11 protein-coding genes are annotated in these 11,115 nt (G+C 72.6%); 8 read left to right on the forward strand and 3 right to left on the reverse strand.

The features are described from left to right. Positions 1-96: 96 nt before the first annotated feature. Genes J2X60_RS11715 through J2X60_RS11725 form a run of 3 tightly spaced genes read right to left on the reverse strand, consistent with a single transcriptional unit; the run spans position 97 to position 1,723 of the window. A complete protein-coding gene (locus tag J2X60_RS11715) occupies positions 97-351 on the reverse strand; it encodes a DUF6510 family protein (protein WP_071301606.1) in 255 nt (84 codons plus the stop codon). Then, positions 348-1,133 carry an FAD-binding oxidoreductase gene (locus J2X60_RS11720; protein WP_309887646.1) on the reverse strand — a complete coding sequence of 262 codons (786 nt, stop codon included), beginning with the start codon at positions 1,131-1,133 and terminating at the stop codon, positions 348-350. Before J2X60_RS11720 ends, J2X60_RS11715 begins: the two co-directional genes overlap by 4 nt. After that, positions 1,130-1,723 (reverse strand): molybdopterin-dependent oxidoreductase, encoded by a 594-nt coding sequence (locus J2X60_RS11725; RefSeq protein WP_070418930.1) that lies wholly within the window; start codon positions 1,721-1,723, stop codon positions 1,130-1,132. The genes J2X60_RS11720 and J2X60_RS11725 overlap by 4 nt, the downstream gene beginning before the upstream one ends. Positions 1,724-1,979: 256 nt before the next feature. On the opposite strand from J2X60_RS11725, the gene J2X60_RS11730 reads away from it, so the two are divergent. The 8 genes from J2X60_RS11730 to J2X60_RS11765 all read left to right on the forward strand — a co-directional run bounded on the left by J2X60_RS11730 (position 1,980) and on the right by J2X60_RS11765 (position 11,016). After that, a complete protein-coding gene (locus J2X60_RS11730) occupies positions 1,980-3,581 on the forward strand; it encodes an ABC transporter substrate-binding protein (RefSeq protein WP_309887647.1) in 1,602 nt (533 codons plus the stop codon). Next, on the forward strand, positions 3,578-4,612 hold the full coding sequence (locus tag J2X60_RS11735) for an ABC transporter permease (protein WP_309887649.1): 1,035 nt from the start codon (positions 3,578-3,580) through the stop codon (positions 4,610-4,612). The genes J2X60_RS11730 and J2X60_RS11735 overlap by 4 nt, the downstream gene beginning before the upstream one ends. Beyond that, positions 4,609-5,487, forward strand: coding sequence for an ABC transporter permease (locus tag J2X60_RS11740; protein WP_071294646.1), 879 nt, complete (start codon positions 4,609-4,611; stop codon positions 5,485-5,487). The genes J2X60_RS11735 and J2X60_RS11740 overlap by 4 nt, the downstream gene beginning before the upstream one ends. After that, entirely contained in the window at positions 5,484-7,280 is a 1,797-nt protein-coding gene (locus tag J2X60_RS11745) for an ABC transporter ATP-binding protein (RefSeq protein ID WP_309887652.1), read from the forward strand. The genes J2X60_RS11740 and J2X60_RS11745 overlap by 4 nt, the downstream gene beginning before the upstream one ends. Continuing rightward, a complete protein-coding gene (locus tag J2X60_RS11750) occupies positions 7,277-9,316 on the forward strand; it encodes a CocE/NonD family hydrolase (protein WP_309887654.1) in 2,040 nt (679 codons plus the stop codon). Before J2X60_RS11745 ends, J2X60_RS11750 begins: the two co-directional genes overlap by 4 nt. Continuing rightward, positions 9,313-9,966, forward strand: a complete 654-nt coding sequence (locus J2X60_RS11755) for a TetR family transcriptional regulator C-terminal domain-containing protein (protein WP_309887657.1) — start codon at positions 9,313-9,315, stop codon at positions 9,964-9,966. The genes J2X60_RS11750 and J2X60_RS11755 overlap by 4 nt, the downstream gene beginning before the upstream one ends. 29 nt (positions 9,967-9,995) lie before the next feature. Further along, positions 9,996-10,409 (forward strand): SIP domain-containing protein, encoded by a 414-nt coding sequence (locus J2X60_RS11760; RefSeq protein ID WP_309887659.1) that lies wholly within the window; start codon positions 9,996-9,998, stop codon positions 10,407-10,409. 109 nt (positions 10,410-10,518) lie between these two features. After that, on the forward strand, positions 10,519-11,016 hold the full coding sequence (locus tag J2X60_RS11765) for a Dps family protein (RefSeq protein WP_070418937.1): 498 nt from the start codon (positions 10,519-10,521) through the stop codon (positions 11,014-11,016). Positions 11,017-11,115: the final 99 nt, after the last annotated feature.

Consider the following 11,115-nt stretch of genomic DNA (forward strand, 5'->3'; position numbering starts at 1 on the left):
TGGGTCGGATCCCGGACCGTGCGGTTTCCCGCACGGATCCCGCATCACCTCGCACGTGCTCGGCGTGTCGCTCATGCTCCGCCCGGATGGGCGTCCTCAGTCGGCGTCGAGCGCGACCCGTGCACCAGGGATGCCGACCCACGGTCCGCCCGGAGCGTCGACGACCGTGACGAGCACGTCGTCGCAGTGCGGGCACCGCGCGACGAAGCCCATCGGGCTGGCGTGCACCCGGGTGCCCGCCAGCGCCCCGACCGTCCTGCACCCCGAGCACCGGAGCGCGGCCACCGTGGGGTCCGAGCCGAGGAACCCGATGAGCACCCCGGCCAACGCGTTGCCGTCGAGCACGGTCATGCGCTGCCTCCGAACCGCTCGGCGCGGACGTCGGTCGTGTCGTGCCCGAGCTCGCCGAGCCACGTCAGCACCTGTTCGACGAACGGCGTCGACCCGCAGACGTAGACGAGGGCGCCGGCGTCCGGCGGGAACACCGCTGCGGCCAGGGCGTCCCGGGTGAGTCGGCCGGCCGGGGCCGCGGCACCGTCCGGGGCCCGGCGGCTGTACACGACGGTGGTGTCGACCCCGGCGGCCTCGGCACGGGCGAGCTCGGTGCGGAAGAACACGTCCTCCGGCGTGCGCACGGCGTAGAGGAGCCGGAACGGTGCGGCGTCACCGGCGTCGGCGTGCGCGCCGGCGACGGCAGCGAGCGGGACGATCCCCGAGCCGCCGGCGATGAGCTGCACCGGCCGCTCCGACACGTCCGGGCGCCAGACGAACCACCCACCGAGCGGTCCGTGCACCTCGAGTGCGTCCCCGACCTCGACGGCGTCCACCAGGAAGGGTGAGACCTCGCCGTCCTCGACCCGGTCGACCGCGAGCACGACCGAGGTCGTCGCGCCGGACGAGGCGATCGAGTAGGAGCGTGATGCCTGGTAGCCGTCCTCGGCGGTGAGGCGCAGGTCGAGGTGCTGGCCCGGGTCGTTGCCCGGCCACGTCGGGACGTCCAGGACGATCCGCCTGGCGTTCGGCGTCTCGGGGGAGACGGCGGCGACCGTCGCGGCGTGCCAGGCCGGCCGCCGCCGGAGGGCAGCCGACGTCGGTGGGGTGATCCGTTCCTCCAGGCCCTCCACCGCGCTCACCAGTACCGCTCTTCCTTCCACGGGTCGCCGTGCAGGTTGTAACCCGCGTTCTCCCAGAAGCCGGGTTCGTCGTCGGACTGCATGACGATGCCGCGCACCCACTTCGCGCTCTTCCAGAAGTACAGGTGGGGGACCAGCAGGCGTGCGGGACCGCCGTGCTCGGGGGTGAGCGGTTCGCCGTCGGCCTCGAACGCGATCCACGCCTGCCCGTCGAGGAGCTCGTCGAGCGGCACGTTCGTCGTGTACCCGCCGAAGCTGTGCACCATGCAGTAGTCCAGCGAGGTCTCGACGTCGGCGAACAGCCGGTCGAGCGGGACACCGCGCCACGGCATGTCGAGCTTCGTCCAGTGCGTCACGCAGTGGATGTCGACGGTGACGTCCTCGACGCCGAGCGCCTGCACCTCGTCCCAGGTCCAGCTGTGCAGGCCGGACTCGGTGCGGATCGAGAAGCTCCAGTCGGACGGTTCGATCTCGGGGGTGGCGCCGGCCGACAGCACGGGCCAGTCGCGGACGAGTGTCTGGCCCGGTGGGATGCGCGGGTCGTCGCGGTCGTCACGGCGACCGCCGAAGCCTCGGGTGAACGTCGCCATCGGTGCTCCTCGGTCGCGTGTCCGGCGACCACGCGGGCGCCGCTCTGGTCGATCATCCCGCCTCGCGCAGGCGCTCGTGTAACGGGTTGGTAAACGTTCCCGTGCCTCTGGTGCGGCTGCGGGAGACCGCTCGATCGCGGTCACCGTGCGGATCGGGGCCCCGTGAGGGCGACCGGCGTCCGTCGCGTCGGGCTTGGCCGGGGACGATCCGCCCTCTATCGTTCACCGGAACGATTACCAGGAGGGGTCACCCCGAATGCAGCCCATCGTCCCCGAACCCCGGAACGCCCGCGGCCCGAGCCGTCGTGCGCTCCTCACCGGCGCCGCCGGACTCGCCGGCCTCGGCCTGCTGACGCTCACCGGGTGCAGCTCCGGCGCCTCGGCCGGCACCACCGACCTTCCCGAGGCCGCCGCCACCGGCGCCGCCCGGAGCGGCGGTCGACTCCGGATCGCCCGACCCGCCGCGTCGGCCGCCGAGACCCTCGACTCCGCGAGCTCCCTGTCCGCCTACGAGTACCTCGGCGCGCTCTACAACCGGCTCGTCAAGCTCGACCAGCAGGGCCGGACCGTGCCCGACCTCGCCGAGGAGTGGTCGGCGAACCAGGACGGCACCGAGTGGACCTTCCGCCTCCGCCGGGGCGTGCGCTTCCACGACGGGTCGCGCTTCTCCGCCGACGACGCGATCGCGAGCATCCGGCACATCCTCGACGAGAAGACCGGCAGCCCGCAGGCCGGAGTGCTCGGCGAGGTGATGGACGCCCGCTCGATGACGGCCGTCGACCCGTACACGCTGCGGTTCGCCCTCACGAAGCCGAACGCGGAGTTCCCGTCGCTGCTCACCGCGTACCAGTGCTACATCGTGCCGGCCGGGGCGATCGCCGACATCGGCCGGACGGGCATCGGCACCGGACCGTTCCGCCTGTCGTCCTTCGCTCCGGCGGGTGCCGGCAGCGTCGAGGCGTTCGACGACCACTTCGCCGGCCGCCCCGCGTTGGACGGCATCGACTTCTACTCGATCCAGGACACCACCGCCCGGGTGAACGCCCTGCTCGCGGGGCAGATCGACCTCATCTCGCAGACGAACCTCGACTTCGCGACGGCCCGGGTCGTCGCCGCCTCCGATCGGGCGACCATCGCCCGCTCGAAGAACGCGCAGTGGTACACGATCCCGATGCTCGCCACCTCCGAGGAGTTCCGCGACCCACGGGTCCGCCAGGCGATGAAGCTCGCCTACGACCCGCGCACGATCGTCGACACCGCCCTGCAGGGCACCGGGTCGCCGGGCTGGGACAACCCCGTGCCGCCGCAGCTCGCCGCCTTCGTGGACGACCACCGCGAGTACGACCCCGACAAGGCGAAGGCGCTGCTCAAGGCCGCCGGTCGGTCGGATCTCCGGGCGTCGATCTACACGTCGAGCTACGAGTCGGTGTTCACCCCGATGGCCGTCGCCTACCGCGACGCCGTCGCGGACGCGGGCATCCGCCTGACGGTGAAGAACGCCAGCTCGGACTCGTACTACACGCAGATCTGGATGCAGAAGCCGCTCATGGTGAGCTACTGGTTCACCGGCCGTCCGATCGACCAGCTGCTCAACCAGATCTTCCGGTCCGGCTCGTCGTACAACGAGAGCGCGTGGTCGAACGAGCGGTTCGACGGGCTGCTCGACGACGCCCGCGCCGAGATGGACGACGCGAAGCGCCTGACCCTGTACCAGGACGCCCAGCGCCTCGTGGTCGAGGACGGCGCGGACATGACCCCGATGTTCGGCGACCGCCTGGTCGGGCTGTCCCGCGACGTCGTGAACTACTCGGAGTACGGCTTCGAGTTCGACTACCTCCGGATCGGACTGCGACGATGACGACGACCACGAACAAGCCGTCGGACGTCCTCGTCCCCGTCCTCCGTCGGCTCGGCATCGCCGTGCTCACGGTGGTGCTCGCCTCGCTGTTCGTGTTCCTCGCCGTGCAGGCGCTGCCGGGCGACGTCGCGCAGCAGCTGCTCGGGCAGAACGCCACACCCGACGCCGTCAAGCAGCTCCGGGAGTCGCTCGGCCTCGACCAGAACGTCTGGCTCCGGTACCTGCAGTGGCTCGCCGGAGCGGTGCACGGCGACTTCGGCACCTCGCTCGTCAGCGGGGAGCCGGTCGCCCCGACGCTGTTCACGGCGTTCCGCAACAGCATGCTCATCGCCGTCCCCGCGATGGTCGTGGGCGTCACACTGTCCCTCGCGCTCGGCGTCATCGCCGGGGTCCGCCGCGGCCGTGCGTCCGACCGGGTGATCTCGATCGTCAGCCTCGTCGTGATGAGCGTGCCGGAGTTCATGGTCGCCACCGTGCTCGTGCTGCTCTTCGCGATCGGGCTGCCGCTCTTCCCCGCTGTCGTCCTGCGCGGCAGCGACGCCACGGTCGGCGAGCTCCTGCCGACGATCTGGCTGCCGATCATCGTGCTGACCCTGGCGATGGCCGCGTACATCGTCCGGACCGCCCGTTCCTCGACGATCGACGTGATGGCGTCCGAGTTCGTGACCACCGCGGAGCTGAAGGGCCTGACGATGCGCCGGGTCGTCTGGAAGCACGCGGTCCCGAGCGCGCTCCTGCCGACGCTCAACGTCGTGGCGCTCAACGTGGCCTGGCTGCTCGGCGGCGTGGTCGTCGTCGAGAACGTCTTCAACTACCCGGGCATGGGCAAGCTCATGCTCGAGTCCGTCTTCAACCGCGACCTGCCGACGATCGAGGCGATCGCGCTCCTCAGCGCCCTCGTCTACGTCGTGTGCAACCTCGCGGCCGACCTCGTCGCGCTGGCACTCGACCCGAAGCTCCGCACCCGACAGCGACGGGCGCGCACCCGGAGCCGCGCCGGCGCACGCCCCACCCGGAAGGCAGCAGCATGACCGCCATCGCCCCGCGTTCCCGGAACGTCATCGGCGCAGCCGTCGCCCCCCTGCGCAGCTCCACCGCGCTGGCCATCGGCCTCGGCCTGATCGCGCTGCACCTCGTGCTCGCCGTCCTCGCCCCGGTCATCGCCGGCCACGACCCGGTGGCGACGAACTCCGCCGACGTGCTCGCCGGCCCGACGTGGACGCACTGGCTCGGCACCGACCAGTACGGCCGCGACATCCTGTCCCGGACGCTCAACGGCGGCCGCTACGCCCTGCTCGTGACCTTCCTCGCGACGACGATCGCCGTGGCGGTCGGCACCGTCCTCGGCTGCGTCACCGCGTACGCCGACAACTGGTTTGACGAGGTCGTCATGCGGATCGTGGACGCCCTGCTCAGCGTGCCGTCGATCCTCGCGCTCCTCGTCGTCGTCACCGTGTTCGACGCCGGGCTCTGGGTGATCGTCCTCGCCGTGACGATCGTCTACGCGCCCGCCGTGACCCGGGTGGTGCGTGGCGCGGCGCGGACGGTGATCACGCAGGACTACGTCACGGCCGCGCGCGCCCGGGGCGAACGCTCCCTGTCCATCGTGTTCCGCGAGATCCTGCCGAACGTCCTCGACGTGGTCCTCGTCGAGTACGCGATGCGCGCCTCCTGGATCGTGCTGCTCGTGGCGTCGCTGTCGTTCCTCGGCTTCGGCGCGAACCCGCCGACACCGGACTGGGGGCTCATGGTCCAGGAGAACCGGACCGCCCTCACGGTCGTGCCCCTCGGCACGCTCGCGCCCATCGTGGCGCTCGCGACCCTGGTGGTCGGCCTCAACCTCGCGGCCGACGGGCTGAGCAAGTCGCTCGGTGTCGACCGCGCGACGAAGGGAGTCAGCGCGTGAGCATCGTCCAGGTCGACCGCCTCGCGATCTCGTACGCCGCCGGCAAGCGCTCCGTGCCGGTCGTCCGCGGCGTCTCGTTCGCCATCGAGGCGGGCCGGACCCTCGGGCTCGTCGGCGAGTCCGGCAGCGGCAAGTCCACCGTCGCCCGCACCCTGCTCGCGCACCTGCGGACCGGGTCGCGCATCGAGCACGGCACGGTGCACGTCGACGGCGAGGACGTCTTCGCCCTCTCGCCGGCCGGCCGACGGGCGCTCCGTGGCGGCACCGCGTCGGTGGTCGCGCAGAACGCCGGACAGACACTCACGCCGTCGATGCGCGTCGGCGAGCAGATCCGCGAGGCCCTCCGCGCTCACGGCGAACCCGACGGCCCCGAGCGTGTGCTCGAGCTCGTCCGGCTCGTGCGGCTGCCGTCGCCGGAGACGATCGTCCGCCGGTACCCGCACCAGCTCTCCGGCGGGCAGCAGCAGCGCGTCGCGATCGCGATGGCCGTGGCCGCGCGCCCCCGCGTGCTCGTCCTCGACGAACCCACCACCGCCCTCGACGTGGTCACGCAGGCCGCCGTGCTCGACCTCGTCGCCGACCTCGGCCGCGAGCTCGGCATGGCCGTCCTGCTCGTCAGCCACGACCTCGGCGTCGTGTCCGCGATGGCCGACGAGATCGCCGTGATGCGCGACGGCGAGGTCGTCGAGCACGCCGAGACGGCGGCGCTCTTCGCCGCCCCGCAGCACGAGTACACGCGTGCCCTGCTGGCCGCGGTGCCGGACGGCCGCCGGCCAGGAGGAACGGACCACGTGCCCGAGACGGCGACCGTCTCGTCGGCGGTCGCCTCCAGGGCCGGCCGGACCGTTGATCTCCCCACCGGCACGGCCGGCCCGCCGCTGACGCGTCGCGCCGGAACCGGCGGCGTGGGCCCAGAACCGCTCGTCCGTCCCGTGGTGACCGCCGAGGACCTGGTGATCCGCTACGGACGCGGCCTGCCGGCCGCCGTCGACGGCGTCTCGTTCACGATCGCGCCGCGCGAGACGCTCGCCGTCGTGGGGGAGTCCGGCAGCGGCAAGTCGACGCTCGCGACGGCCCTGGCCGGCCTGGTCCCGGCCGAGTCGGGCACGTTCTCGTTCGACGACGGGACCGTGAGCGGGGACCTGCGCGAGCCGATCGCCGGACGGTCCCCGGACCTCCGTCGTGCGGTGCAGCTCGTGTTCCAGAACGCCGACACCTCGCTGAACCCCCGCCGAACCGTCGGGGCAGCCATCGCGCGGCCGCTGAAGCTGTTCACCGGTTCCTCGTCGCGCGAGCGGGTCGGGGAACTGCTCTCCCAGGTCGGGCTCGGGCCGGAGTTCGCTGACCGGCTGCCGGCGCAGCTCTCCGGCGGGCAGCGGCAGCGCGTCGGGATCGCCCGGGCCCTCGCCGCCGAGCCGCGCCTGGTCATCGCCGACGAGATCACGACCGCGCTCGACGTGCAGGTGCAGGCGGGGATCCTCGCGCTGCTCGCCGACCTGCAGCGCGAGCGCGGGCTGAGTTGCCTGTTCATCAGCCACGACCTCGCGGTGGTACGGGGCGTGGCCGATCGCGTCGCCGTGATGACCGGCGGGCGCATCGTCGAGATCGGCCCGACCGAGGCCGTGTTCGGCGGCCCGAACCACCCGTACACGGCGACGCTCCTCGCAGCGACGCTCGAACCCGGCAGCACCGAGCTGCCCGACGTCGGCGACGGCGTGCCGCGGTGGCGCGAGGCTCCGGGGTGGACCGACCGCGGCGACGGACACCTGACCCGGAACTGGGAGGACGCATGACCGGCTTCACCGCACTCGGGGTGGACCCGGCCCTGCCCGACGGCGTGACCGTCCGCGACGAGTGGATCCCGATGCCCGACGGCGTCCGGTTGCACACGAGGATCTGGTCCCCGGCGGCACCCGACGGCCCCGTGCCGGTGCTGCTCGAGTACCTGCCCTACCGGCTCGACGACTGGACCGCGCCGCGGGACTCCGAGCGGCACCCCTGGTACGCGCAGCACGGGTACGCCTCGGTGCGGGTGGACATCCGCGGGACCGGCTCGTCGGACGGGTTCTTCGACGACGAGTACAGCGAGCAGGAACTCCGCGACGGCGAGGCCGTGATCGCCTGGCTCGCCGCACAGGAGTGGTCGACGGGTGCCGTCGGGATGTTCGGCATCTCGTGGGGTGGGTTCAACGCGCTGCAGCTCGCGGCCCGGGCACCGGAGGCCCTCAAGGCGATCGTGACGGTGTGCTCGACCGACGACCGGTACGACAACGACGTGCACTACGTCGGCGGTGCGGTGCTCGGGATCGACATGGCGGCGTGGGGTGCGACGATGTTCGCGTTCAACTCGCGGCCGCCGCGGCCCGAGGTGGTCGGCTCCGGCTGGGTCGACCAGTGGCGTGACCGGCTCGATGCGAACCGCCCGATGACGCCCGTGTGGCTGTCCCACCAGGAGCGCGACGACTACTGGCGGCACGGCAGCGCTGCGGAGGACTACGGGAAGATCGGCGCCGCGGTCCTCGCGGTCGGCGGCTGGGCCGACCCGTACCGCGACGCCGTGCTCCGGCTCGTGGCCAACGTGGACGCCCCGGTCAAGGGGATCGTCGGACCGTGGTCGCACCAGTACCCCGACCGGGGGCTCGCGCCCGGGCCGTCGATCGGCTTCCTGCAGGAGACCCTGCGGTGGTGGGACCGCTGGCTGCGCGGGGTCGACACCGGCATCGAGCGGGAGCCCGCGCTCCGGGCCTGGATCAACGAGGGCGAGCCGCCGGCGACGTACTACGAGACGCGCCGCGGCCGGTGGGTCGGTGCCGAGGCCTGGCCGTCGTCCGCCACCGTGTCCCGCACGGTTCCCCTCGCCGGGTTCCGCGGCGGCGCGGACGGCGCGGTCGTCGTCCGCTCGCCGCAGCACACCGGTGCCGACGCCGGACGCTTCTTCCCGTTCGGCAACGCCACCGACCTGCCGCCGGACCAGCGCGCCGAGGACGGCCGCTCGGTCTGCTTCGACCTGCCGCTCGACGAGCCGGTCGACGTGCTCGGCACCGTCCTCGTCCACCTCGCCGTGACGAGCGATCAACCCCGGGCCACCGTGACCGTGCGCCTGTGCGACGTCGCGCCGGACGGGTCGTCGACCCTCGTCACCCGGGGTGTGCTGAACGCCGCGAAGCGCGACGGGATGGACCGGGACGACCCGCTCGAACCCGGCGCCGCGGCATCACTGCCGGTCCGGCTCGTGTCGACCGGTCACCGGTTCGTCGCGGGACACCGGCTCCGGATCGCCGTGTCGACGTCGTACTGGCCGTGGGTCTGGCCGCACGGCGTCGCACCGACCGTCACGATCGACCCCGCCGGCTCGCACGTCGAGCTCCCGGTGTGGACACGCGCCACCGACGACGGCGTGCGGTTCGAGCAGCCGGAGCGCTCCGAGCCGCTCGCGATCGAACGGGTCGCGCCGACCGAGGTCCTGCCGCAGCGCACCGTCACGCACGACGTCGAGTCGGGGGAGTGGACGCTCGACGTCGACCCCGGGTACGGCGGCGGACGCGTGTACCCGGACGGGCTCGTCTTCAGCGAGGACGCCCGCGAGACCTACCGAATCCGGTCCGACGACCCGACCAGTGCCAGCGCGACGTCCCGCTGGTCGATCGGCCTGGCGAAGCCGGAGTGGGCCGCACGGCTCGAGACCGCCTCCGAGGTCACCGCGGACGCCGACGCCTTCCACGTCCGGAACACCGTGCGGGCCTGGGCCCGGGACGGTGGCCCCGACGTCGCCGAGGTGCTCGTCGCCGAGCACACGTTCGTCGACGAGGTGCCGAGGACCTCGGCGTGAGCGGGCCGGAGCAGACACGGGTCCGGCAGCGTCCCGAAGTCCGGCGGGCGATGATCGTCGAGGCGGCACGCGCCGTGATCGTCCGGAACGGCGTCGGCGCGACGGGCCTGCGGGACATCGCCGCCGAGGCGGACGTCTCGGTCGGGACCGTCACGTACCACTTCGGCAGCGTCGCGGAGATCCTGAACGAGGTCGTCGTGCTCGAGACGGAGCGCTTCTACGGGGCGATCGTCGCCGCCGTCGACGCGGAGCCGGACCCCGTCGCCGGCATCCGCATGCTCGTGGAACCGCTGTTCGGGGACACCGAGCAGGTGCGGCAGCACTGGCGGATCTGGTCGGACTACTGGACGGCGGTGGTGCGCCGGCCCGAGGTCGCGGCGGAGTACGCCGAGCGCATCCGCGTGTGGGAGGCCTGCCTGGTCCGCGTCGTCCGTCGGGGCGTCGAGGCGGGGGTGTTCACGCCCGCGGAGTCGCCCGAGGTCGTGGCGCTCAAGCTCGCGGCGTACAGCGACGGGGTGGCGACGCAGATCGCGCAGGGGGTGCCGGACCTGACCAACACGGTCGCCCTGTCCTGGATGTGGACCTTCCTCGCCCACGAACTCGGTGTGGCACCTGCGCGTCTCGGGGGAACCGCCGCGAGGCCCTTGTGATGAGGTAAGGCTTGCCTTACCGTTGTCGCATGGCACGGACCCGGCGACAGCCCAGCGAACGCATCCTCATCGCCGGCAGTGTCGACGACCTCCCCGAGATGACCCGCATGCTCGAGGACCTGCCCGAGAACGCCTACGGTCAGGTCTTCGTCGAGGCAGCCCTCGCCGAGCAGGTCCGCACGCTCCCGGCGCCCCCGCGCGTCACGGTGACGTGGCTGCTCCGGAGCGCCCGGACGTCAGCGGTGTCACCCCTCGTCTTCGCCGACCACGGCGAGGCCCTCGCGCACGCCGTCGCCGGGTGGGCGGCCGAGTGGTGCGTCGCCGACTACGAACCGCGCACGAGCGTCTGGATCGGCTGCGCCGACAGCCCCTGGGTCGAGCGCGCCCGCTCCGTCGTGCAGATCGAACTGGCCGACGCCGGCTTCGACACCCTCGTCGGCTGACCGGGTGAGGTCAGCCTTCGCTTCCTTGCGGCATACAAGAGAAGCGGGCACTGTTGTCACCATCGGATCCGCCCCACTCGGGTGGGACCACGAGGCAGGAGGAAACGACATGACCAACACCACCAGCACCACGCCCACCACGTCCCCGTTCTCGACGACGCCGGAGCTCGCCGCTGGGGTGGCGCAGTTCCTCGCCCCCGTCGTGATCGACCTCGAGGCGCTCGTCGTCAACGGCAAGCAGGCGCACTGGCACGTCCGTGGCCGCAACTTCGTCGGCGTCCACGAGCTCCTCGACACCATCGTCGAGCACGCCCAGGAGTGGGCCGACCTCGCCGCGGAACGAATCGTCGCCCTGGGCCTCCCGGTCGACTCCCGCATCGCCACGGTCGCCGCGAACACCACGATCCCGCCGCTGTCCGAGGGGTTCCAGAACTCCGACGTGACCATCACCGAGGTCATCGCCGAGATCGACGCCGCGCTGCTGCAGGTCCGCCGCGCCGTCGAGGGCCTCGACGAGGTCGACCTCAACAGCCAGGACGTCGTCATCGAGATCGAGCGCGGCCTGACCAAGGACCGCTGGTTCCTGCAGGCGCACCTCGCCGCGTAGACGCGACCCAGGAACGGACGGGAGGCGCGGTGGCCCCGGGCCCCCCCCCCCCCCCCCCCCGGGGCCCGCGGGGGGGCGTCGACCCGACCCGGGCCCGTC

The organism is Curtobacterium sp. 320 (genome assembly GCF_031455235.1).
Lineage (GTDB): Bacteria > Actinomycetota > Actinomycetes > Actinomycetales > Microbacteriaceae > Curtobacterium.

What these genes read in the sequence shown, in the direction of transcription:
- J2X60_RS11715 (WP_071301606.1), bottom strand. Translation starts at nt 351, where the DNA reads ATGACCGTGCTCGACGGCAACGCGTTGGCCGGGGTGCTCATCGGGTTC.
- J2X60_RS11725 (WP_070418930.1), bottom strand. Translation starts at nt 1,723, where the DNA reads ATGGCGACGTTCACCCGAGGCTTCGGCGGTCGCCGTGACGACCGCGAC.
- J2X60_RS11730 (WP_309887647.1), top strand. Translation starts at nt 1,980, where the DNA reads ATGCAGCCCATCGTCCCCGAACCCCGGAACGCCCGCGGCCCGAGCCGT.
- J2X60_RS11735 (WP_309887649.1), top strand. Translation starts at nt 3,578, where the DNA reads ATGACGACGACCACGAACAAGCCGTCGGACGTCCTCGTCCCCGTCCTC.
- J2X60_RS11740 (WP_071294646.1), top strand. Translation starts at nt 4,609, where the DNA reads ATGACCGCCATCGCCCCGCGTTCCCGGAACGTCATCGGCGCAGCCGTC.
- J2X60_RS11750 (WP_309887654.1), top strand. Translation starts at nt 7,277, where the DNA reads ATGACCGGCTTCACCGCACTCGGGGTGGACCCGGCCCTGCCCGACGGC.
- J2X60_RS11760 (WP_309887659.1), top strand. Translation starts at nt 9,996, where the DNA reads ATGGCACGGACCCGGCGACAGCCCAGCGAACGCATCCTCATCGCCGGC.
- J2X60_RS11765 (WP_070418937.1), top strand. Translation starts at nt 10,519, where the DNA reads ATGACCAACACCACCAGCACCACGCCCACCACGTCCCCGTTCTCGACG.